Raw genomic sequence first — 25,140 nt, 5'->3', positions numbered from 1 at the left:
AATTTTTATTATTATAAAGAATATTCTTAATTACCATGATAATAATATATTAGAAAGTTTATTAAAAATACAAAATAAAATTAAGAAAATTAATTATATTATTTGTATATGCTTTACATGATAAAGATTACATAGGGAATACTCTAATTATGCAATAGAATATATTAATTTTATAAAATATTATATTATAGCATAATATTTAGAAAAAATAAATTAATAAATTGTAAATTTTAAATAAAATTATTGAATATTTTTTTGTGTGATGTTAATATCTATCTGTGGAAACGATTAAATAAAAGTATGAAATTCAAATTAATATTTGTAAAGCAATGAAAAGGAGAAATGAAATGAAAATATTCATTGATACTGCTAATGTAGAAGAAATAAGAAAAGCTAGTAAATTAGGAGTTTTAGCTGGAGTAACAACTAATCCTTCATTAATAGCTAGAGAAGGTAGAAACATAAAAGAAGTAATTGAAGAAATCTGTAGCATAGTTGATGGGCCAATAAGTGCTGAAGTTATGGCTTTAGAGTGCGATGAAATGGTTAAAGAAGGAAGAGATTTAGCTAAATTACATAAAAATATAGTTATAAAAATACCAATGTGCGAAGAAGGCTTAAAAGCTGTAAGAATATTAGCTAGTGAAGGAATAAGAACAAATGTTACTTTAATATTCTCACCATTACAAGCTTTATTAGCAGCTAGAGCAGGAGCATCATTTGTAAGCCCATTCTTAGGAAGACTTGATGATATAGGAAATCCAGGTATAGAAGTTATAACTCAAATAGCTGAAATGTTTAGCTTACATGGTATAGATACTGAAATAATATCTGCAAGTGTTAGAAATCCAATGCATGTTTTAGACTCAGCTATGGCAGGATCAGATATTGCAACAATACCATATAATGTTATAGTTCAAATGATAAAACATCCTTTAACTGATGCTGGAATGAAGAAATTCATCGAAGATTATAACAAAGCTTTCAATAAATAATAAAAATAATTTCTGAATATACAATATAATTAATACGCATAATTAATTTTTAATACTTTATAAAAATATATTTTTACTTATAGTCAACAATTAATCCCTTAAAAAGAACTATCCATTAGGATAGTTCTTTTTTATTCAATCAATTTATGTTTGTTATATTGATTAAAGTAAATATATAATTATAATAGTTAGTTTATAAAATTTTATGATGTATGGGAGAGCGTTCATGGGAGAATTTATAATTGTTTTTGTTACTGTAATTAGTATAATAATACTTGCTGTTAGAAATAGAAGGATGAAAAAAGATACTAAAAAGTCAATTGTAGAACTCCTTAAAGGAATAAATAGTAGTTATAAGGGAGTTCTTAAGGAAAAATCTTTCTTTTCTAAAATCATACAAGTTACATTAATAGTTTTTGGTGGGATAACATCTTTTGTAAGTATATATACAGGTATAGCAAGAAATGTTAAGTTTGAAAATAAGATTTTTGAAGGTGGATTGAAGGTTATATTAGTTTTAATAGCATTAATAATTGTCCACTATGCCATTGGGTACATATTATATATAAGTTTGAAAATTCAAAGTTTTATAATCAAGGTTGAAAATAAAAATTTAAAAATTGATTTTTTAATAAGTTATTTTTTAATCAGTACTTATTTAGCAGTTTCAATTGTATTTCCTAAAGCTTTTACAGAGAATTTAGCATTAGGCTTAATTGGAATGATTATATGTTATTATTTAAATATGAAAACACTAATAACTCTAATGGTTAACCCTATTAATGTAAAAGGAGCAAAAGAAGAAAGTTTATTTAAAAGAATAATAGTTGCAGCAATATTAATATTATTTATGCTAATTTTAAACCTATATCTTATGGTATGTTTAGTAGGTAGTGTAAATCCAGAGGCATTCACAAATGTTCAAGGAAAATTTGATTTATTCTATTACACAATAATAACATTTGCTACTATTGGATATGGAGATATAGTACCAAATATATTTTTAGCAAAAGTAATTTCTATTTTAATATCAGTAACAAGCGTAGTTTGTATAAGTGTATTTTTAAGTAGTATATTATCATATAAAGAAGAGTTGTCTAAGGAATAGACAGCTTTTTTTGCATTTACAAAAAACTTAATGATAAATAAAACTTTTGTAAATAAATTACATAACAAAGTAGAAAATGTACATGTTAATAAATGTGAAATAAGTATAAAATTGTTTATGTAAACATTTAAATTGTATAGGGGGAGTATAACATGGGTAGAAGATGTATGAATAAAAAAATCGCTGCCATAATAGCTGCGGCAGTTATTATTGGACAATTACCAATTTCAGCACTTGCTACACCTGTAAATGAAGCAGGTAATGAGGTTAAAAATGAAGTTGCTGAAACTGTAACTCATAGTGATGAAGATGTAGAACCATATATTCAAAACTATGATAGACCAGAAGGTATTACATGGACAACTTTAAAAGGAAAAGCAACTACTAGTGTATCAGATGGATTTTTATCATTCACTAATAGTGGTGAAACTAGAGTAATAGAGGATCAATCACCTAATATAAAGAATGGTGAATTAGAAACTAAATTCATAGTTGGAGGTTCTCAAACAGGAATATTATTTAGAGCTACTGAATCAAATTATGGAATGATTAACTATAATTCAGGTACTGGTTGGGTTATAGAAAATGCATCTCAATGGAAAGATATTTCAGGACCTAAGTTAGAAGTCGGAGATGAAGTAATAGTTAAAGCTAGCTTTGTTGAAAAACATGTAACTGTTAATGTTTCAGTTAATGGTGGAGAATTTGAAAAAATATTTGATGAAGAAACAGATATAGTACCAGTACAAGCTGGTAAAGTTGGATATAGAGGTTGGGGTGGTTCTAAAACTACTAAATATGACTATATGAAATACGCTCCTATGACAGTTGATAAGGGACCTATTGTTTCAATAAATGAGACAAATGTAGAAACTTATCCAAGAGTTAAACCTACTTTACCATCAAGTGTTACAGTTAACCATGAGAATGGAATGTCTAGTATTAAGGAAGTTGCTTGGAACTATATCCCTAAGGAAAGTTATTCAAAGCCAGGCACATTTCAAGTAGAAGGAACAGTAGCCGATACTGATATAAAAGCAATAGCTAATGTAACTGTAAGTTCAGATTTAGCATATTATGAAACTGATTTTGAAACAGAGGAAACAAGAGGAGATTGGAAATTAGTAAAGGGAAGTGGAACTCCAACATATGAGGGTGGAACAGCTCAAATTCCTATGAATGGAGTAGCTACAGCTGTTGACATGAATTCACCAGATGTTAAAAACTTTACTTATGAAACAGACTTTACTGTTAACAATGATGGTGGAAGAATAGGGTTATTATTTAGATATGTATCAGAAACTGAGTGGGGAGCTGTTTGTTATGATGCTGGTTCTTGGGTATGGAAAACTGGAGATGGCAAATATGGAGCATTCCCAGGTTCATTCTCATTAGAAGCTGGTAAGACTTATAGAATTAAATTAAAAGTTGAAGATACTAACATAACTATGTGGATAGATGAAGAAAAAATAGGACAAGTTGCTGTATCAAACTTGCCTGATGCTAAAGGAAAGATAGGTTTAACAGGATGGTATGGAAATAAAACGGTCACTTTAGACAACCTTGTTGTTGAAGAGTTGGGTGGATTAATGGCACCTGAAGTAGGACCACTTGAAGAACAAGTAATAGAGTCAGATGATATGAAGGTTGTTTTAGACAATAGATTCCCAACAGTTGTTAGATACGAGTGGAAGGGAACAGAAGATGTTCTAGCTGGAGCAGCTGTAGATGATTTAGAGGCTCAATATATGGTTGAAATTAATGGTGAGAAGAGAATTCCAAAGGTAACTAGTGAATTTGCAAATAATGAAGCTACTTACACATTAAACTTTGAAGATATTGGAATGACTATTACATTAAAGATGACTGTTGATGGAAATAAGTTAAGAATGGAAGTTATAGATATTCAAGAGGGAGAAGTTAAACTTCAAACTTTAAACTTCCCAAATCACAGCTTAGCTTCAGTAAGCAGTTTAAATAATGGTAAAACTGCATCTGTATTAACAACTGGTGACTGGAATAACATTAATGAAGAATTCACAGATGTTGCTAAAGCAAGACCAGGAGTTAAAGGAAAAACTTATGCATTTATAAATGATGATAAGTTTGCTGTTACTGTAAATAATAATACTATTGAAGGTGGAAATAGGGTTGTTTTAACAACTGAAAATGATACTCTTCCAGACAATACAAATTATAAGAAAACTGGAATATCAAATGGTACTTGGACTTACAAGGAAGTTCTTCAAGATGAAACAGCTCAAGGAAGTAAGTTATATCAAGGTGAAATGCCATGGTCAGAGGTTATAATTGCTAGAGATGAAAATGAAGATGGTCAAGTTGATTGGCAAGATGGTGCTATTCAATATAGAGAAAATATGAAGATTCCTGTAGGTGGAGAAGACATAAAGAATCAAATGTCATATATTGATTTTAACATTGGATATACTCAAAATCCATTCTTAAGATCTTTAGATACAATTAAGAAGCTGTCTAACTACACAGATGGATTTGGTCAATTAGTTCTTCATAAAGGATATCAAGGAGAAGGACATGATGACTCTCACCCAGACTACGGCGGACATATTGGTATGAGACAAGGTGGTAAGGAAGATTTTAATACTCTTATAGATGAAGGTAAGAAGTATAATGCTCAAATAGGTGTTCATATAAATGCTACAGAATATGTAATGGATGCTTTTGAATATCCAACTGAGTTAGTTAATGAGAATGCTCCTGGATGGGGATGGTTAGACCAAGCTTATTATGTTAATCAAAGAGAAGATATAATGACTGGTGAATTATTCAGAAGACTTGATATGTTAATGGAAGATGCACCAAACTTAGGTTGGATTTACGTTGACGTTTATACAGGTAATGGATGGAATGCTCATCAATTAGGAGAAAAGATAAATGAATATGGAATTATGATTGCAACAGAAATGAATGGACCATTAGAGCAACATGTTCCATGGACTCACTGGGGTGGAGACCCTGCATATCCAAATAAGGGTAATGCAAGTAAGATAATGAGATTTATGAAAAATGATACTCAAGATTCATTCTTAGCAGATCCATTAGTAAAAGGTAATAAACATTTATTATCAGGTGGATGGGGAACTAGGCATGATATAGAAGGAGCTTATGGTACTGAGGTATTCTACAATCAAGTATTACCAACTAAGTATCTACAACATTTCCCAATTGTTAAAATGGAAGAAAATGAAGTATTATTTGAAAATGGAGTTAAATCAGTTAGAGAGGGTGCTAATATAAACTACTATAGAGATGGTAGACTAGTAGCTACTACTCCAGAAAATTCAATTGGAAGTACAGGAATAGGTGATACTCAATTATTCTTACCTTGGAATCCAATTGATGAAGTAAACAGTGAAAAAATTTATCATTGGAATCCATTAGGAACTACTTCAGAATGGACTTTACCAGAAGGATGGACTTCAGATAATAAAGTTTATTTATATGAATTATCAGATTTAGGAAGAACTTTAGTTAAGGAAGTACCAGTTGTAGATGGAAAAGTTACTTTAGAAGTTAAACAAGATACTCCTTATATAGTAACTAAAGCTCCAGTTGAAGAGGCAAGAATAGATGATTGGGGATATGGTTCTGAAATAGCTGATCCAGGATTTGATTCTCAGACTTTTGATAAGTGGAATAAAGAATCTACAGCTGACAATACAGACCACATCACTATTGAAAACGAAAATGTTCAAAAGAGATTAGGTAACGATGTTCTTAAAATAAGTGGAAATGAAGGTGCTGATGCTAAGATTTCACAAAGTATAAGCGGATTAGAAGAAGGTACAACTTATTCAGTTTCTGCATGGGTTAAGAATGATAATAATAGAGAAGTTACACTAGGAGTTAATGTTGGTGGCGAAGAGGTTACTAACGTAATAACAAGTGGTGGTAAGAGAAGACAAGGAGAAGGTGTTAAGTATATAGATGATACTTTCGTAAGAATGGAAGTAGAATTTACTGTTCCTAAGGGAGTAAATTCAGCTGAGGTTTACTTGAAGGCTTCAGAAGGTGCTGCTGACTCTGTTGTAATAGTTGATGACTTCAGAATTTGGGATCATCCAGGTAAAACAAATAGAGATGGATATGTATTCTATGAAGACTTTGAAAACGTAGATGAAGGAATATCACCATTCTATTTAGCACCAGGAAGAGGACACTCAAATAGATCTCATTTAGCAGAGAAAGATATATCTATAGGTGCTAATCAAAGAATGAATTGGGTTCTTGATGGAAGATTCTCATTAAAGTCTAATCAACAACCAGATGAAACAGGAGAAATGTTAACTACAGACGTTTCATCATTCCAATTGGAGCCAAATAAGACTTATGAATTTGGATTCCTATATTCATTAGAAAATGCTGCTCCAGGATATACTGTGAATATTAAGACTAGAGATGGTGAGAAAGTTGTAAGTATTCCTTTAGAGGCTACTGGTGCAAGCTATGCACAAGATGTTTTCACTAAGACTAAGTCAGTAACTCATAAATTCACAACTGGTGATTTTGATGGAGATTACTACATCACATTAGAAAAAGGTAAAGGATTTAAAGAGGTAATATTAGATAATCTTTATGTTAAAGAAATAGATGATTCAATTGAATCACCTGAATTAGCTCATGTAAACTTAAATACAGTAGAGCATGAATTAGAAATAGGTCAAAGTGTACCATTTGCAGTTAATGCATTAATGAATAATGGAGCAACTGTTAACTTAGAAGAAGCTGAGGTTGAATATAAGATTTCAAACCCAGAAGCTTTAACTATTGAAAATGGAATAATGACTGGTGTGGCTGAAGGCTTTGTTAATGTTCAAGTTGATGTTACTGTTGACGGAAATAAGATTTCTTCAAATTCAGTAAAAGTTAAGGTAGGAGATCCACAAGTTGAAGAAGAGGTTGTTGTTAACCCTGTAAGAAACTTTGAGATTACTAACAAAGATAAGAAGACTGTATCTGTGGCTTGGGAAGCTCCAGAAACAACTTATGGATTAGAAGGATACGTTCTTTACCAAGACGGTAAAAAAGTTGCAGAAATAGGTGCTGATGAAGTTGAATATACTTTCAAGAAATTGAACAGACATACTATTTACAACTTTAAGATTGCAGCTAAATATTCTAATGGAGAGATTTCATCTAAAGAATCATTAACTATTAGAACTGAAAGATAATTAAAAAAATTAATATTTTAGATTGAAGTAAATTTTAGAAGTAGTATGAAATTTAAACTCATACTACTTCTTTTAATTTGGGCTTTGTTTTAGGTGAATGTTGATTTTTAGCTATACTTTCAGACCTAACTTAATTTCGCAAAGTATTGCTATCATCTACTCCAGAATAATAGCTAAAGCTTTTAAACTCGCTACGCTCAAACAGAAAAAGCTTCTTAACGCTATTATTCTTACGTATATGATGCAATACTAGCTGCTCATTAAGATGGTCTTACAGTTCTATCTGAAAATCAACACTAGTTTAAAATATAGACTTAATTTTTAATTTATTTTATAATAAGTTTTTTAAATGAATAATTTAATTAGAGTTGAGTAATATATTTTTAAAAGAATATTTTTTTAGAATTATGTATTTGATTATATGAAAGTATTTTCTTTACTGATTAAAAATATAGAACTATATTTTTATATCAACATATCATAAAATTAAAACTTAAAAAAGTTTTATATTATTGACTTTGAAATTACAAAGTGTATAATAAATTTAAAAAAAGTTTGGAAACAACTGTTTAAAAAATTTTTAGGAGGATGTTATGCTAAATTTATTAGTAAGAGGATTAGTAGCACAATTTTATAGCTTTTACTCTAGCTGGGGCTTTTATTTTAGTGCTGGATATTTTATGTGCAAAAAAAACTATAATCTTTTGACTAATGGGTTTGTATAATTAATTTAATAGATAGTAATATTATAGTAATATCGTATTATAATTTATTGGATAGAACTCATTAAAAATGGGTTCTATTTTTTTATAACTAAATTTTAATAATAAAAGGTTATTAAATAGTTGAGCTTTTAGATTTAGACTATTTTAAATAAAAAGGTTAAAATAAAAAGGAGGGCGAATTATGATAGTTATATTAAAACCAAGAACAAAGGAAGAGGAGATTTTAAAATTGATAAACAAGATTGAATCACTTGGAGTCGAGGCTCAAAGGATTTCTGGAAAAGAAATGTGTGTAGTCGGTTTGGTTGGAGATACAAGTAAAATTGATCCATCTAAATTAGAAGCTAATAAAAATGTAGAAAGAATAATGCATGTTCAAGAGCCTTTCAAAAAGGCAAATAGATTATTCCATCCAGATAACTCAATAATTGATGTCTTAGGAAATAAAATTGGTGGAAAGAAAATAGCCTTAATAGCTGGTCCTTGTTCTGTTGAAAGTGAAGAACAAATTACAGAGATAGCCAAGGAAGTTAAGGAACTGGGAGCAGGTTTCTTAAGAGGTGGCGCATTTAAACCAAGAACTTCACCATATAGTTTCCAAGGATTAGAGCTTGAAGGATTAGAGCTTCTTAAAAAAGCTAAGGAAAAAACAGGACTTCCAATAGTTACAGAGATAATGTCAACTAATATGATAGAAAAGTTTGTTCAGGATGTTGATGTTATTCAAGTTGGAGCAAGAAATATGCAAAACTTTGATCTTTTAAAGGAGCTTGGAAAGACAAATAAGCCTATTCTTTTAAAAAGAGGATTATCGGCAACAATAGAAGAATTAATAATGTCAGCAGAATACATTATGGCTGGTGGAAATGAAAATGTAATTCTTTGTGAAAGAGGAATTAGAACATTTGAGACTTACACAAGAAATACTTTAGACTTAAGTGCTATACCTGCTATTAAAAAATTAAGTCATCTACCAGTAATTGTTGACCCAAGCCATGCAGCGGGAAAGGCATGGATGGTAGAACCACTATCAAAAGCGGCAATAGCTGTTGGAGCTGATGGATTAATAATAGAGGTTCACAATGATCCAGCTAATGCATTATGTGATGGACAGCAATCAGTTAAGCCAGAAGAATACGGTAAGCTTTTAGATGATTTAAGAGCTATAGCAAATGCTGTTGGTAGAGAATTATAAAAGAGCATTTAATTTAGTGGGAGTTTTTACTCCCATTAAATTTATAGTTAATTAGGCAATACAATTTAATATTTGGTTTTTAATGTTTACAGGGTAAGATTAAAGGTGCTTTGGCTTTTAAAACATAGCTAAAAATTAAAGTGTTTGGAGTGAGAAAAATGAAAGTTTTAAGAGTTAATTTAGAAGAGAAAAGTTACGATATAGTTATTCAAAAGGATTTAAAAGATTATTTTGGAGAATACATAAAGACTGTATTTGATGGAAAGAAAGTAGCTATTATAACAGATGATAATCTAAATGATATATATGGAGAAAGTATAAAAACTAATATAGAAAATGAAGGGTTCGAAATTAAAATTATTTCTGTTAAACCAGGAGAAAAGAGTAAGTCTTTTGACACATTACCAGGTATATATAATGAACTTTTAGATTTAAAGCTAACAAGAAGCGATTTAATTATAGCCTTAGGTGGGGGAGTCGTTGGAGATTTAGCTGGATTTGTGGCATCAACCTTCTTAAGAGGAATTGATTTTATACAAATACCTACATCATTATTAGCTCAGGTTGACTCAAGTGTTGGAGGGAAGGTTGCTGTTGACTTAGAAAGAGGAAAGAACTTAGTAGGAAGCTTCTATCATCCTAAATTAGTATTAATAGATCCAAATATGCTTGGAACTCTTCCAGAAAAGTATTTTAATGATGGTCTTGGAGAAGTAATAAAGTATGGATGTATAAAAAGTAAAGAGCTATTTGAAAAGTTAGAAGGTTTTGAGAACAAAGAGGATTTAAAAGAAAATATAGGCGATATTATTTATGAATGTTGCGATATAAAAAGAGAAGTTGTTGAAAATGATGAGAAGGATTTAGGAGAGAGAATGGTTTTAAATTTTGGTCATACTTTAGGGCATGCTATAGAGCAAATTTATAACTATGAAACTTATTCTCATGGGGAAGCTGTTGCCATAGGAATGAACATGATAAGTAAGATTGCTGAAGAAAAGGAACTTACTAAAAAAGGAACAGCTGAAAGAATTGAAAAGTTACTAAAAAAATATGGGTTAGGAACTGACGTAAATATTGAAGATAATGGATTAGCAAGAGAGGCTATTAAGTTAGATAAGAAGAACTTAAATGGAAGCTTAAATGTTATTCTTTTAAAAGATATTGGAGAAAGCTATATATACAATACAACTGTTGAATTCTTTGAATAAAGCGGTATGTTTTAGGTGAATATTAATTTTAAGCTAGCCCTTCAGACCTAGCTTAATTTCGTAAAGAGTTTCTATTATCTATTCGAGAATAATAGCTAAGGGTTAAGTGAAAGTCCAAATTTTTAATTTGGTATCTTGAACTTATGCAATCGAACTAACTGAGATTGTATTCCTTTTAGATTCCGCGTCGAACAAAAGAAGCCTCTTAACGCTATTATTCTTTCATAGATAATGAAACTCTAATTACTCATTAAGATGGTCTTACAGTTCTATCTAAAAATTAATATTAGGTTAAATCAATATTAGATTACAATGTGACTGAAAATTAAGTATAGGGAGTGGGTAAAGGTGAAAAAGGTAATTATAACTCCTAGTAAGTTAAAGGGGAAGGTTAAAATACCTCCTTCAAAGAGCAGGGCTCATAGAGCTATCATTTGTGCCTCTTTAAGTAAAGGAGAAAGTATTATTACTAATATAGATTTTTCAGAAGATATTATTGCTACTATGGAAGGAATGAAATCCTTAGGAGCAGATATTCAAGTAGAAAAAGATAAACTAATTATAAATGGAGAAAAGATTTTTAAATCTTTTAAGGAAAAAATTATTGATTGTAATGAATCAGGTTCAACTTTAAGATTTTTGGTGCCTATATCTTTAATCGAAGAGAATAAGGTTAATTTTATAGGAAGAGGAAACTTGGGAAAAAGACCATTAAAGACTTATTATGAAATATTTGAAGAGCAAGGAATTCAGTATTCTTATAAAGAAGGAGAACTTGATTTAAAGATAGATGGTGCTTTAAAAGGTGGAGAATTTAGAGTTAAGGGAAATATAAGTTCTCAATTTATAAGTGGTTTATTATTTACCCTTCCTTTATTAAAAGAAGATTCAAAGATAATAATAACTACAGAACTTGAATCTAAGGGGTATATAGACTTAACTTTAGATATGATAGAAAAGTTCGGTGTAATAATAGAAAATAGAGATTACAAAGAGTTTTTAATAAAAGGGAATCAAAATTACAAGCCTATGGATTATAAAGTTGAAGGTGACTATTCTCAGGCTGCTTTCTATTTTTCAGCAGGGGCCTTAGGTAATAATGTTGAATGTCTTGATTTAGATCTAAATTCTTATCAAGGGGATAAAGAGTGTATTGAGATTTTAGAGAGAATGGGATGTAATATATTAAAAGATGATTTTATAGAAAGAAAACATAATAAGCAATGTAATTTAGAAGGAAATTGCATAAATAATAATCCTAAAGAAGTTAATAATGAGTATTTAGAAGAATTAGCATTGAAAATAGTTGGAGGAAATTTAAAAAGTACTATTATAGATGCTTCTCAATGTCCAGATATAATTCCTGTTTTAACTGTGGTTGCAGCTTTAAGTGAAGGAGAAACTAGAGTTATAAATGGAGAAAGGCTCAGAATTAAGGAGTGTGACAGGTTAAATGCAATATGCACAGAGCTTAATAAGTTAGGAGCAAATATAAGAGAGCTAGAAGATGGGCTTATAATAAATGGAGTTAAAGAGTTAAATGGTGGAGTTGTTTATAGTCACAAAGACCATAGAATAGCTATGAGTTTAGCTATTGCTTCAACTAGATGTAATGATAAAGTTATTATAGAGGAACCTGATTGTGTTAAAAAATCTTATCCTGGTTTTTGGGAGGATTTTAAGATGTTAGGCGGAATATTAAGTGAAAATTAAAAGTTTTAATTTATTTGAAATATAATTATAAAATATCATAGATTGAAAGGAGGGAGTTATTAGGGGGAGGATAGAACCCTAATAGCAAACCAATGGGCGGAGTTTGGGGCAATAAGATAAAGTTATCTATATTCGGTGAATCTCATGGAGAAGGAATAGGAATAGTTGTAGATGGAATAGAGCCTGGGATTAAAATTAATGTTGAAAATATAGAAAAAGACATGGAAAGAAGAGCACCGGGAAGAAATAATTTATCAACTCAAAGAAAAGAAGGAGATAAACCGGAAATATTAAGTGGAATATTTAATGGAATGACTACTGGAGCTCCTATTTCCATGATAATAAGAAATACAGATAAGAGATCAAGAGATTATTCTAAAATAAAAGATGTTATGAGACCAGGACATGCAGATTTTCCAGGGTACGTTAGATATAAAGGATTCAATGACTATAGAGGAGGCGGCCATTTCTCAGGAAGAATAACTGCACCCTTAGTTTTTGCTGGAGCCTTAGCAAAGGAAATTCTTAAAGAAAAAGAAGTGTTTATTGGTTCTCATATTAAACAAGTTGGAAAGGTAAAAGATTCTTCTTTTGACTCATTAAGATTAAGCAAAGAAGATTTAGAAGTGTTACTTAATAAAGAACTTCCAGTAATAGATAGTAACAAGATAGAAGAGATTAAAGAAGAAATTACTTCATATAGAATGGAAGGCGATTCTATTGGGGGGATTGTTGAGTGTGGAATAGTGGGCTTAGATGCTGGAGTAGGAAATCCATTTTTTGATTCCTTAGAGAGTACTATAGCTCATTTAGCTTTTTCAGTTCCTGCTGTAAAAGGAATCGAGTTTGGAAAAGGATTTGATTTTGCCAATATGAAAGGCTCTGAAGCCAATGATGAATACTTCATAGAAGATGGAAATGTTAAAACATATTCTAATAATAATGGTGGAATAACTGGAGGGATTTCTAATGGAATGCCAGTTATATTTAAGGTTGTTATAAAACCAACTCCTTCAATTTCAAAGGAACAAAGAAGTATAAACATTAAAAATATGGAGTGTGAAACTTTAAGTGTAACGGGAAGACATGATCCTTGTATAGTTCAAAGAGCGTTAGTTGTTATAGAAGCTATTGCTGCCCTTTCAATTTTAGAATTAATGAGATAAGATAATTTTTAAGAAGAGAGGTGGAAGTTTTGAGTGATAAATTAGCTCAGTGTAGGGATAAAATTGATGCAATAGATAAAGAGCTTATGAGACTTTTTGAAGAACGAATGAATGTTGTTTTAGATGTTGCAAGTTATAAGCAAGAAAACAATATGGCTATTTTTCATAAAGATAGAGAAAATCAAGTCATAGAGAAAAACCTAAAGAGAGTAGAGAATAAAGAACTTTTACCTTATGCAGAAGAAATGCTTCATGCCTTAATGGATATAAGTAAGGAGTATCAACAACATAAAATTGGTATGAGAGAAATTCCACTCAGTAAAGGAAATAAAATAAACATTGGATTTCAAGGAGAAAAGGGATCTTTTAGTGAAGAGGCTTTAATTGAATATTTTGGAGAAGAATATGGAACATTTAGTTTTGAAGAGTTTGAAGATGTCTTTGAAGCCTTAAAATTTAGAAGAATAGATTATGGAGTATTACCAATAGAAAACTCTTCAACAGGATCTATTACAGATATATATGATTTATTAAATAAATATGGTTTTCATATTGTTGGAGAAAAAAATTTAAGAATAGAGCATAATCTAATAGGAATTAGAGGAGCACAGCTTAAGGATATTAAGGAGATATATTCCCATTTACAAGGCTTTGAACAAAGTAGTGAGTTTTTAAAAAGTTTAAAAGGATGTAAGAAGATACCTTATTATAACACGGCTATAAGTGCAAAGTATGTAAGTGAATGTGGAGATAAAAGTAAAAGTGCAATTGGAAGTAAAAGAGCTGCTGATATATATGATCTTGAAGTTTTAAAGGCAAGTATAAATAATGTTAAGGAAAATTACACAAGATTTATAATTATAGGTAGAGAACTAGAGAGTAATGAGTTATGTGATAAAATGACAATAAGTTTTTCTCTTCCTAATAAGGTTGGCTCTCTTTATGATAAATTAAAGATATTCTCAGAAAATAAAGTGAATATGAGAAAAATTGAGTCTAGACCTATAGGAGATGGAACTTTTAGTTATTTATTTTATATTGATATAGATGGAAATATAAATGATGAATCCATAAAAGATATCCTAAATTATTTAAGGGATTCCATAAGTGACTACAGAATTTTAGGGTGTTATAAAAGAGCTGAGTTTTAGTTTGTTTATAAATAATGGGTGTCAAATTTACATGACATCCATTTGTTTTAATAAAGAATAAATTTTTCTTTAATATCCCATATAAGAAAAATTAAAGGAGTAGAATAATAATTATTATTAAATAATTATTATAAGAATAAAGAAGGTATTAAATTTGGAAATTAAAGCTTTGATTAGATTTTTGAAGTTATTAATATTAATAACTTTTATATTTATATTAACTACTAGTAATTTTGCTATAAAGGCATTTTTGGCCGTTATGGAATTTATCTTTTCAATTATATTTTATAAAGTAAAAAAAATATAAAATATAGCACTGTTAATTAGTGTATATTTTTTTTAGTTACATATTCCTATTAAAACAATTTATAAAATATAAAAGACACCTAGCAGGGTAACTAGGTGTCTTGCATGAACTTGTGTATTTGGTTTTGGATATTTAAACGATAAAACTTAAAATTATCATTAATCTTTTGACAGGGGATGTAAAAAGATTAATTGACTTAATTAATTTATAAGTTTTTTCAATTTTAGTTAAACATAGAATTATGAATTAATTATGGAGTTTTATATAGTAATAAACAAGGTGAAATATGATAAGATAAAATCTTTTTTAGTTAAACTTTTATGATATTGACTAAGTATATAAGAAAAAGTTAGATTTTATAATTTCTTAATATAGATGAAGCGGGGTGATTTTTTGAAAGTCTTTGGATTAATAGGTGAAAAGTTAGGACATAGTCTTTCACCAAGTATACACAATAAAGTTTTTAAAGATAACAATATAGATGGACTATATAATCTTTTTTCTGTAAAACAGGAATACAAAGATAGAATATTAGAAAGTTTAAAAACTTTAGGGGTAACTGGATGTAATGTTACAATACCTTATAAGGAAGTTGTAATGAAACAATTAGATTTTATTTCAAAGGAAGCAGATGCTATAGGAGCAGTAAATACAATATTAATAAAAGAAGGAAAATCCTACGGATATAATACAGATTATTATGGTTTTGGAAAAATGCTAGAGAGAGCAGAAATTAATATTGAGGGAAATAGCTTTTTTGTCCTTGGAGCGGGTGGCGCTGCCAGAAGTATCTTAAAATATTTAGAAGATAACAAGGCTAGCAAAATAGTTTTACTTTCTAGAGATAAACATAAAGCCATTGAAAAATTTAAGGGGTTTAAAATTCAATTTATGAGCTATGAAGAATTAGAAGAAGTTAAAGGAGAATTTGCTTTAGTAAATACAACTCCTTGTGGTATGTATCCTAATATTGATTCAGTAGCAGTATCTGAGGAAGTGATAAAAAACTTTAAAGTTGCTATAGATATAGTTTATAATCCTTTAGAAACTAAATTTTTAAAGCTTGCGAAAAAGCATGGACTTAAAACAGTTGATGGTTTGTTTATGTTAGTTGGACAAGGCGTTAAGGCTGAGGAAATATGGAATGGCATAAGTGTAAATAAGAGTACTGAGGAAGAAATTTATGAGGATTTAAAATGTAAATTTTAAAATAAATAATTTAGAGATAATATTATATTTTAAATTATAAAATTCTTAAGGTTAATTTTGTAATAAAAAAGTGTTAAATTAAATCCCAAAATTAGTTAAATGTGATATAAATTAATTATAAATATAAAATATTAGTTTAGGGAAAGAAAAACATTGAGAAAAGGGGATTAATATATGAAAAAAAGAGGAGTACTTTTAATTGGAATGCCTGGATCAGGAAAAACAACTATAGGTAGAGAGCTTTCAAAGGCATTAAAAATGAATTTTATAGATATTGATGAATTCATAGAAAAAAGTACAGGAAAAGAAATTAAGGAGCTTTTTGCTCAAGGAGAAGAGGTTTTTAGAGATTTAGAAAGTAAAAGTTGTGAGCTTTTATCAACTTTAAAAAATGTAGTTATATCTTCAGGTGGTGGTATAATCACAAAGGAAGAAAATATGAGCAATTTTAAAGAGTTTGTAACTGTTTTTATAAACAGACCTTTGGATTTAATTATGGAAGATATAGATACAGAAGGAAGACCACTTTTATGGGCTGGAAAAGAAAGACTTACTAATTTATATAGAGAAAGAATTGATTTATACAAAAAGTATAATGATATAGAAATTATAAATGATGGAAGTGTTGAAGATGCTGTTAGAGGTATAGTTAGGGCTATTTCTGAATTAAGTTTGGAAAATTAATAATGGTTCTTAGGAGAATCTGTTATGTATATTAGGAATTATAAGCCAGAGGATTGCAGAGAAATTATAAATTTATTTTATGAGACTGTCCATACAGTCAATAAAAGAGATTATACAGAGGCTCAATTAAATGTATGGGCTACGAAAAATATAAATTCGGAATTATGGAATAAGTCATTTTTGAAAAATTTTACTGTAGTTGCTTGTGAAGATGATTTGATTATAGGCTTTGGAGATATTACTGACACTGGGTATTTAGATAGGCTTTATGTTCATAAGGATTATCAAAGAAAAGGAGTAGCTACTAAGATAGTGGATTCTTTAGAAAACTATGCTAAAAAGTCAGGGGTTAGTATTATGAGTACCGAAGCATCTATAACAGCTAAAAATTTTTTCAGGGATAAAGGCTATAAAGTAATAAAATCTCAGCAAGTTAAACGAGGAAATGAATTACTTGAAAATTTTGTTATGGAAAAGAAAATATAGTGGTTTTAATATTATTCACGTATAAGTAGAAACTTCTAAATAGAAAGTAGGTGAATTTTAACCAACAGAAAAAACTAGATTAGTTTGGTTAAAGATATTATGAAAATAATGGTTATAAATGGACCTAATTTAAATCTTTTAGGGATTAGAGAAAAAGATATTTATGGTGCTAAAGATTTTAATCAGGTTATTAGTTATATAGAAGAAGAAGGAAAAAGCTTAGGACTAAACATAAGCTGTTTTCAAAGCAACATAGAAGGTGAAATAATAAATTTCATTCATAATGCATATTTTGAAAAGTATGATGGAATAATTATAAACCCTGGGGCCTATACTCATTATAGTATAGCAATTTATGATGCTTTAAAAGGTGTTAAAATACCAACTGTTGAAGTGCATTTAAGCAATATCCATAAAAGAGAAGAGTTTAGACATAAATCAGTTACAGCACCTGCTTGTATTGGTCAGATAAGTGGATTTGGCGAATACGGATATGTTATGGCAATGAATGCATTAAAAAATCATATTAAATAAAAATAAGCTCCTTCAAAGTTTTACTTTGAAGGAGTTTCTAAGTTGCCAAAGTATTTTCTAGACCAATCTTCCAAACATTCTAAGACTGGTGCAAGCTCTTTTCCTTTTTCACTTAGATAATATTCAACTCTTGGAGGATTCTCATCGTAAACTATCTTTTTGACAAGTTCATCTTCTTCTAATTCCTTAAGTTTTTCAGTTAACACTTTATGGCTTATTCCACACGTGATTCTCTGAAGTTCAAGGAATCTTTTTTCGCCTTTATTTAAGTGACACAAAATAACTGCCTTCCATTTGCCGCGTATAAGTTCCATTGCTAAATCTAATAGGCAGACATAGTTTTTATCTTTATATTTCAACAAAGTTATCATCTCCAAAATTTGTTTCTATTTTAAAATCTAATGATAACATTATATATTAATGATTTTTATAACTCAAATAAATATAAAAGGCCACTTACTAAAAAGTGCGTACTTACATAAATAATATTAATTTTATATACTATGTTCATAGATTGAGGAAAAAATTTATAAGCTTATAAAATATGATTCTCATAAAAGAAAAACGGAGTTTATTAATATAAAAAATAAAATTTAGTTTTATTTTTAGGAGGAAAGTATGAAAACATTATTTGATAAAACTAACTTAGGAACAATTAACATGAAAAATAGATTTTTAAGAGGAGCATTATGGACAGCGTTAGCTGATGAGAAAGGTCATATGACAAATGAATTATCAGAAATATATGAAGAATTGGCTAGAGGTGGAGTAGGGACAATAGTAACAGGATATGCTTTTGTAACAGAGAACGAACAACCTAATCCAGGAATGATGGGAATATATGATGATTCTTTTATACCAGAATATAAGAAATTTACAGATAAAATTCATAGACTTGGATCTAATATAATAATGCAAATAGTATATGGTGGATTTATGACTGAATTTAATGTAGGAGAAAGAGTTATATGGGGACCTTCTACTACTAGGAATGAAGTTACAGAAACTTTATCAAAAGAAATGACTAAGGAAAATATAAAGTATTTAGTTAATGCATATGCAGAAGCAGCATTAAGAGTTAAAAAATCAGGATTTGATGGAGTTGAGATACATGGAGGACATGGGTATTTAGTAAGTCAATTCTTATCTCCTTATTATAATAAAAGAATAGATGAGTATGGGGGAAGTATAGAAAATAGAGGTAGATTTGTTTTTGAAATATTTAAAGCAATGAGGGAAAAAGTTGGAGATAATTTCCCAATACTAATAAAGCTAAATTCTTCAGACTATGTAAAGGAAGGTGGATTAACTATAGAGGATAGTCTATATGTAGCTGAAAGATTAGCTGAATTAGGAATTGATGCTATTGAGGTTACTGGAGGAAATGAATCCATAGAAGAAGTTATGAAAAATAACTTAGGACCAGCAAGAACTAAAGTGGCTGTTTCAAAGGAAAGAGAATCTTATTTTAAAGAATATGCTATAAAGCTAGCTGAAAGAATAAACAAACCTGTAATTTTATCAGGTGGTAATAGACACTTTGATGTTATGGAAGAGTTATTAAACGATACAAATATAGAATATTTTTCACTTTCAAGACCTTTAACAGCAGAGCCAGACTTAATAAATAAATGGTCTTCAGGAGATTTAAAAAATCCTAAGTGTGTGTCATGCAATCAATGTTATAAAACTTATGGAAAGAGATGTATTTTAAATATTAAATAGATTAATAAAAGCATAAAGATGTATTAATTATAAAAAAGGCACAATCAATATATAGGATGTGCCTTTTTTTATAATTAGAAATAAAGCTTTACTAGAATATGAATTTTAAGACTAATTATAGTATTAAAAACTTAGTTATATCTAGATTCAGAATAAGTTTACATTAAATTAAAAGAAATAGAGGGAATATTTAAGGTAAAAGAGTTATCATTGTATTATATAAAGTTGAGAATTTTAATATAGGCTATAAGAGAATTTTTAGGTTTTACAAAAATACTATTAAGAAAACAACTAATTTGGTTTTACACATGTTTTTATTCTTTAATAACTATATAAAATTCATAAACTTTATGATCTTTTAGTAACATTTTAAATTTTATTATTTGTTTTATTACATATTTATTTGGGGTATATATAAATTTGTAATTTATTTTACTTAAGGTTTTATGTAAGCAATTTCTACAAGGGGGTGAATTATTGCTTTAATTTAATAGATTAAAGCAATGTAGGTATGAATATAACCATAGTAGGACTTGGAGTTATTGGGGGTTCTTATGCTTTGTCTTTAAAAGATTACAAGGAATTCGATATTTATGGAATTGATGTAAATAGGGATTCGTTGCTTAAGACAAAAAGCCTTGGAATAATAAAAGAAGGAGCCTTATTTAAGTCAGAAGAGTCAAAAGAAATAATCAGGAATACAGACTTGATTATTCTTTGTATTTATCCTAAGGATATTATAAATTTTATAAATATCTATAAAAGTGAATTCAAAGAAAACTTAATTATTACTGATGTTACTGGGATAAAGGAATGCTTTATAGAAAGTGTATTAGAAATATTACCAGAAGGAATTGATTTTGTATTCTCTCATCCCATGGCAGGAAGAGAAAAAAGAGGCTTTGAATATGCTTCAGCAGAAGTATTTCAAAAGGCTAACTTTATAATAACTCCTGTTAATGAGAATAAGGAAGAAAGCTTAAAATTAATAGAAGACCTAGCCTTTAAAATGGGATTTTCTAATGTAAAAAGGATTTCTCCTAAAATACATGATGAAATAATTGCTTTTACAAGTCAATTACCACATGCTATTGCAGTATCTTTAGTTAATAGCGATGATTTAGGCATTGATACAGGAAAGTTTGTAGGGGATAGCTATAGAGAATTAACTAGAATTGCAAAGATAAATGAAGAGTTATGGAGTCAATTGTTTTTAGGGAATAAAGAAAACTTAATAAATAGAATAGAATCCTTTCAAAGAGAGTTAGAGAAGATAAAAAGGGCCTTATGCTGTAATGATCAAGAGAGTTTAAAAACTTTATTTAGAAATTCTACTGAGAAAAGAGAGAATTTAGAGTAGTTTAAAGTAAAATATTTTTTGGCTCTGTTTTATATTAATGTTAATCTTTAGCTAGCTTTTTAGGCTTGGCTAATGACGAACACTATTTTAAAACATAGCTTTTTATTTATTAGTTCATAACTTTTATATTTTAAGAGGGTAATGAAATATGAAAGTTAAATATAAATTTTATTATAAGGGTAAAAGGGGATTATGGTTATGGAAGAGAGAGTAGAAAACTTACAGAGAATAATAAAAAGTATTTTAGCAACTACAGATGATCAAATTCAAGGAAATTTAAAAGAAACTTTAAAGCTTAGAATGTCCGTATCAGAGAATTTATACGGAGAGGTTAGACATTTAAAGTGTTTAAGAGAATTAGCGGAAAAGGAATTTCAAGAGTTTTTTAAAAAAGAAAAGTTTCCAGAGGATTATAATGAGTTTGTAAAAGTATGGTCAAACATTTCAGAAGAAGCAAAGGTTCTATGTAGAGATCCTAAGTATGATTATGATGAACAAAAATACAAATATGAATTTATATACTTTGAAGTTTATTGTAATGTTTATCTAAAATATTCCTTAGGATTACTTTTCAATGGTAATAATAAAACTACTATTGATGAATTAAGTGAGTATAATCATTTAGAAATAATTCAGATGTATAGATATTATCTTCATCAAATAACTCTTAGAAAGTTAGAGAAGAGTCTAAAATTAGATAAAGTTAATAGTTAATCTTTTAAAGGAGTTGTATTTTTTAGTTGTAATACAGCTCCTTTTTGTATTTAAGTTTATGTAAATTAAGATTTAATTTAAAGGAGTTGAGAGGAAAATGGAAGTTATAGCTTATGGTATGGAATATATAGGAGGAGAGGTTAAAACAGATATAAACCTAGTTCCTTTTAGAGAAGAATTTTTTGAAGAATATAAAAATATATATAATGAATGTTTTTATGAGATGAGAAAGTCTTTAGATATAGAGCCATATTATTTTTATTCTTCAATTGAGCAATTAGAAGATAAAAAAGATAAAATATTTGTTTTAAGAGAAAATGAGGAATTAATTGGTTCAATTTCAATAATAGATGGTGAAATTGATGATTTAATAGTAAATCCCAAATATCAAAGAAAAGGGTATGGTAAAAAAATATTATTATATGCAATTAATAATATGCAGAATATGGGGATAGAAATAATAAAATTACATGTTGCTAAATGGAATGAAAAAGCATTAAAGCTTTATGAGAATAGTAGCTTTAAATGTGTAGAGATAGAAAAGATAAGATAAATTTAAAATTAAAAAGCTAAATTAGTATAAGATACTGATTTAGCTTTTTTTATTAATTATACAATAAAGTAATCTATACTATATAGTACTTTATGGTATAATTATACTAAGGAGGGATAATATTGGAACTAAATAAAGAAATCATAAAAGGACATGTAGAAAGTATAGTATTATCACTTTTACAAGAAAAAGATTTATATGGATATGAAATTTCAAAATTAATTAGAGAGAATAGTAAGGAAGTCTTTAAAGTTAAAGACGGAACTTTATATGTTGTTTTAAAAAGATTAGAAAAAGCTGGTCTTGTAATATCATATTGGGGTGATTGTAAAAGTGGTGGTGGAAGAAGAAGGTATTTTAAAATTACAGAAGAAGGAATCAAGTATCTTAAGGAAAAAAAGGTTGAATGGGAATTTTTAAAAAGTGTTATGAATGTTTTTTTGGGGGGAGAGTAAAATGAGAGAAATAGATAGTTATATTGATTCTTTATACAAGCACATTGATGGGATTTCAAAAGAAAATAAAGAAATTAAAGAAACTATGAGAAGTCATCTAACAGAATCTGTAGAAGAGCTAAAGTTAGAAGGATTTAGTGAAAAAGAGAGTATTAAAATCGCCTTAGAAAGATTTGGAGAAGTAAATGAAATAAAAGAAGAGTTGGAAACTGTAGTGGAGAAAGGAATTAAACCATTACTATATACAGTCGGTATTTCACTAATAATACTTTTAGCTTTTTTTACTCATTTAGTATTTATGAGGTTTGATTATATAAGATTACTTGCTTTAATTATTGTCGCTGTACCTATGTATATAATAATTAGAGGAGGAGTTTTAATTTATTATAAAGTAAAAGGAATTAAGTATGAAATAGACTGGAAAAAGGAATTATATAAATTTTTATTTTCTAATTATCTTATATTTCTAGTGGGTTGGTATATATTCCCTATAGAGATTAGAGGAAGCTCAGATATAAATTTTCAAGTTGATTTAATGCCATTTAAAAATTATATAGAATTAATGAATAATGGAGTAACTATAGGCTTTATTATTAAATGGATAATAATTAGAATAATTTTATTTATGCCATTAGGATTTTATCCTGTATTTTTAAAAGGTAAATTCAATAATAGACTAGGTTGTATAGCAGTAGGTTCTTTAGCTTATTTTATAGTTCCAATATTACAATTCATATTAAGTTTTGGATTAATTTCTGTTCCTGTAATATATATTGGAATAGATAATTGGGTTATAAGTATAGTAGGCGTTTTAATTGGTTATTTTTTATGTAATTCAATAGTAAAGAAGCACATTTAATATTAAATTATTTTTAATATATTAATATAAAGAATAAGACAAAATATATATGAGGTGAAATCATGTTAGATATGAAAAGTGGATTAACTTATGAAGAATATTTAAGAACTGCTACAGACGAAGAAAGAGAAATGATTAAAGAATTTTTTAATAGAGTTGCAGTTTGCAAAGAGAAAATAAAAGAGATAGATAGCATTAAGGATAAAGTTGATATAGCTGTATTTTCAATAACTAGATGTAAAGATGCTGCCTCAGCAATTCCATTTTTAATTAAATTAAGTGAGAACAATAAGAATATAAACATAAAGTTCTGGGATAGAGAAGGAAATGAAGAGCTTTTAGAAGAATTATCAGGTGCTAGAAGAGTGCCTTCAATTTTAAAAATAGAAAATGGGCAAATAGTAAAAAGTTACATAGAATTTCCTAGGGTTGTAGATAAAAAAATAAACCATAATCCAGAGGAAAAAGAGAATTTAGTAAATGATTTGAGAAGTAATAAGTACGATAAAGAAATAGAAGAAGAAATTTTTAATATTATCAAATAAAAGGTCAATTAAGACCTTTTATTTTTTTATGAATTCTATAATATTTTTCAAGTATTCATCAGGGAAATCAGTATGAATAAAATGACCACAATTTTTTATTAATACTAAATTACCTATTATAAATTTTACTTTTAACTTATCAGGGTATTTCTGATAGATTAGAAATAAAAACTTTAACAGTATTAATATTAAGTTTATTAATAAGTTCAGTAGCACTTTTACTGATTTTAGTTTTTAAGTAAAAATTAAGGTGTAATTATATTTCAAAATAAGAGAAAAAATGGTAATATCTTAAGTGATACTAAATTTTAACAGATTATTTTAACAAAAAGGGGGACTTCAAGTGAGAATTGAGGCTCAAAATATAAGCAAAACCTTTGGTGAAGTACAAGCCTTAAAAGATTTAAGTTTTGTAATTGAAAAAGGAAAGGCTTTAGGTTTATTGGGAAGAAATGGAGCAGGAAAGACTACTGCAATAAGGATATTACTTGGCATACTTCCAAGTGATACTGGAAAAGTTTTGGTTGATAACAAAAAATTAAGTTTTGATGAAAATGCTTTTGGCTATTTACCGGAGGAGAGAGGTCTTTATCTTAAGTACACAGTAAAAAGTCAACTTATGTATTTTGCTTCACTTTATGGAATGAAGAAAAAGGATGCTTTAAAAAGCATAGAGTATTGGCTTGAAAAATTTGAAATCAGTGATTACTTAAATAAAAAAGTTGAAACATTATCAAAAGGAAATAAACAGAAGATACAATTAATAGTTGCAGTAATGCATGATCCTGAGGTAATAATCTTAGATGAGCCATTTAGTGGATTAGACCCTGTAAATGTAGAGTTATTTAAAACTGTAATAAGAGAATTACTAGCTAAAGGAAAAACTTTAATTTTTAGTAGCCATAGAATGGCCGATGTTGAAGCCTTTTGTGACGACATTATAATGCTTAAAAAAGGTGAAACAATACTTCAAGGAAATCTTAATAAGATAAAAGAAGAGTATGGAATTAAAGGACTTGTAGTAGAAGGAGAAAAAGAACTTCAAGACTTCTTAAAAGAATTAGGGTTTGATTCTTTAGAGTTCAAAAAAGGAAGTTATAGAATAAATCTTAAAGATTTAGAAAAAGGAAAAGAACTTTTAAGAAAAATCACTAACACAAATTTAGATATAAGAGGTTTTTATTTTGAAAGACCATCTTTAAATGATATTTTCATAGAAAGGTTAGGTGATTAAT

General features: G+C 28.4%; 22 protein-coding genes. 21 read left to right on the top strand and 1 reads right to left on the bottom strand.

From position 1 onward, the window contains the following. Positions 1-347 precede the first annotated feature (347 nt). From fsa to aroQ, 13 genes are all read left to right on the top strand, one after another. Complete coding sequence (gene fsa / locus OIF33_RS10570) at positions 348-995, top strand: fructose-6-phosphate aldolase (protein WP_322504213.1); 648 nt, start codon at positions 348-350, stop codon at positions 993-995. 226 nt (positions 996-1,221) lie between these two features. Continuing rightward, positions 1,222-2,103, top strand: a complete 882-nt coding sequence (locus OIF33_RS10565; protein WP_322504212.1) for a potassium channel family protein — start codon at positions 1,222-1,224, stop codon at positions 2,101-2,103. Positions 2,104-2,255: 152 nt separating this feature from the next. Next, complete coding sequence (locus OIF33_RS10560; protein WP_322504211.1) at positions 2,256-7,313, top strand: endo-alpha-N-acetylgalactosaminidase family protein; 5,058 nt, start codon at positions 2,256-2,258, stop codon at positions 7,311-7,313. 593 nt (positions 7,314-7,906) lie between these two features. Beyond that, a complete protein-coding gene (locus OIF33_RS10555; RefSeq protein ID WP_322504210.1) occupies positions 7,907-8,038 on the top strand; it encodes a hypothetical protein in 132 nt (43 codons plus the stop codon). Between the two features lie 181 nt (positions 8,039-8,219). Continuing rightward, positions 8,220-9,233 (top strand): 3-deoxy-7-phosphoheptulonate synthase, encoded by a 1,014-nt coding sequence (gene aroF / locus OIF33_RS10550; protein ID WP_322504209.1) that lies wholly within the window; start codon positions 8,220-8,222, stop codon positions 9,231-9,233. 158 nt (positions 9,234-9,391) lie between these two features. Beyond that, a complete protein-coding gene (gene aroB, locus OIF33_RS10545; RefSeq protein WP_322504208.1) occupies positions 9,392-10,444 on the top strand; it encodes a 3-dehydroquinate synthase in 1,053 nt (350 codons plus the stop codon). A gap of 348 nt (positions 10,445-10,792) precedes the next feature. Further along, a complete protein-coding gene (gene aroA, locus OIF33_RS10540; RefSeq protein WP_322504207.1) occupies positions 10,793-12,157 on the top strand; it encodes a 3-phosphoshikimate 1-carboxyvinyltransferase in 1,365 nt (454 codons plus the stop codon). A 92-nt stretch (positions 12,158-12,249) separates the two neighbouring features. Then, positions 12,250-13,323 carry a chorismate synthase gene (aroC, locus tag OIF33_RS10535; protein ID WP_322504206.1) on the top strand — a complete coding sequence of 358 codons (1,074 nt, stop codon included), beginning with the start codon at positions 12,250-12,252 and terminating at the stop codon, positions 13,321-13,323. Between the two features lie 29 nt (positions 13,324-13,352). Then, positions 13,353-14,474 carry a chorismate mutase gene (locus OIF33_RS10530; RefSeq protein ID WP_322504205.1) on the top strand — a complete coding sequence of 374 codons (1,122 nt, stop codon included), beginning with the start codon at positions 13,353-13,355 and terminating at the stop codon, positions 14,472-14,474. A 700-nt stretch (positions 14,475-15,174) separates the two neighbouring features. Then, a complete protein-coding gene (aroE, locus tag OIF33_RS10525; protein WP_322504204.1) occupies positions 15,175-15,990 on the top strand; it encodes a shikimate dehydrogenase in 816 nt (271 codons plus the stop codon). A gap of 174 nt (positions 15,991-16,164) precedes the next feature. Then, positions 16,165-16,674 carry a shikimate kinase gene (locus OIF33_RS10520; RefSeq protein WP_322504203.1) on the top strand — a complete coding sequence of 170 codons (510 nt, stop codon included), beginning with the start codon at positions 16,165-16,167 and terminating at the stop codon, positions 16,672-16,674. A 24-nt stretch (positions 16,675-16,698) separates the two neighbouring features. Next, entirely contained in the window at positions 16,699-17,160 is a 462-nt protein-coding gene (locus OIF33_RS10515) for a GNAT family N-acetyltransferase (protein WP_322504202.1), read from the top strand. Positions 17,161-17,259: 99 nt separating this feature from the next. Continuing rightward, positions 17,260-17,694: a type II 3-dehydroquinate dehydratase gene (gene aroQ / locus OIF33_RS10510; RefSeq protein ID WP_322504201.1), complete on the top strand. Its 435-nt coding sequence runs from the start codon at positions 17,260-17,262 to the stop codon at positions 17,692-17,694. A gap of 20 nt (positions 17,695-17,714) precedes the next feature. On the opposite strand, the gene OIF33_RS10505 is transcribed toward aroQ, so the two are convergent. Continuing rightward, on the bottom strand, positions 17,715-18,056 hold the full coding sequence (locus OIF33_RS10505; RefSeq protein WP_322504322.1) for a helix-turn-helix domain-containing protein: 342 nt from the start codon (positions 18,054-18,056) through the stop codon (positions 17,715-17,717). Between the two features lie 256 nt (positions 18,057-18,312). On the opposite strand from OIF33_RS10505, the gene OIF33_RS10500 reads away from it, so the two are divergent. The 8 genes from OIF33_RS10500 to OIF33_RS10465 all read left to right on the top strand — a co-directional run bounded on the left by OIF33_RS10500 (position 18,313) and on the right by OIF33_RS10465 (position 25,139). Then, positions 18,313-19,419: an NADH:flavin oxidoreductase gene (locus OIF33_RS10500; RefSeq protein WP_322504200.1), complete on the top strand. Its 1,107-nt coding sequence runs from the start codon at positions 18,313-18,315 to the stop codon at positions 19,417-19,419. Positions 19,420-19,930: 511 nt separating this feature from the next. Continuing rightward, positions 19,931-20,779 carry a prephenate dehydrogenase gene (locus tag OIF33_RS10495; RefSeq protein WP_322504199.1) on the top strand — a complete coding sequence of 283 codons (849 nt, stop codon included), beginning with the start codon at positions 19,931-19,933 and terminating at the stop codon, positions 20,777-20,779. 198 nt (positions 20,780-20,977) lie between these two features. Beyond that, positions 20,978-21,493: a hypothetical protein gene (locus tag OIF33_RS10490; protein WP_322504198.1), complete on the top strand. Its 516-nt coding sequence runs from the start codon at positions 20,978-20,980 to the stop codon at positions 21,491-21,493. 97 nt (positions 21,494-21,590) lie between these two features. Beyond that, complete coding sequence (locus OIF33_RS10485; RefSeq protein WP_322504197.1) at positions 21,591-22,046, top strand: GNAT family N-acetyltransferase; 456 nt, start codon at positions 21,591-21,593, stop codon at positions 22,044-22,046. Between the two features lie 122 nt (positions 22,047-22,168). Further along, entirely contained in the window at positions 22,169-22,501 is a 333-nt protein-coding gene (locus OIF33_RS10480; RefSeq protein ID WP_322504196.1) for a PadR family transcriptional regulator, read from the top strand. A gap of 1 nt (position 22,502) precedes the next feature. Then, positions 22,503-23,360: a permease prefix domain 1-containing protein gene (locus tag OIF33_RS10475; RefSeq protein ID WP_322504195.1), complete on the top strand. Its 858-nt coding sequence runs from the start codon at positions 22,503-22,505 to the stop codon at positions 23,358-23,360. 62 nt (positions 23,361-23,422) lie between these two features. Continuing rightward, positions 23,423-23,905, top strand: coding sequence for a thioredoxin family protein (locus OIF33_RS10470; protein ID WP_322504194.1), 483 nt, complete (start codon positions 23,423-23,425; stop codon positions 23,903-23,905). A gap of 343 nt (positions 23,906-24,248) precedes the next feature. Next, the gene (locus OIF33_RS10465) at positions 24,249-25,139 is read left to right on the top strand and encodes an ABC transporter ATP-binding protein (RefSeq protein ID WP_322504193.1); all 891 of its coding nucleotides are present in this window, start codon (positions 24,249-24,251) and stop codon (positions 25,137-25,139) included. Position 25,140 lies beyond the last annotated feature (1 nt).

Origin of the sequence: Clostridium sp. LIBA-8841, assembly GCF_034439435.1 — a bacterium.
In the GTDB taxonomy this organism is placed as follows: Bacteria; Bacillota; Clostridia; order Clostridiales; family Clostridiaceae; genus Sarcina.
Note: the sequence above shows the minus strand (reverse complement) of the source record. Positions and strands in the feature narration are given on the sequence as shown.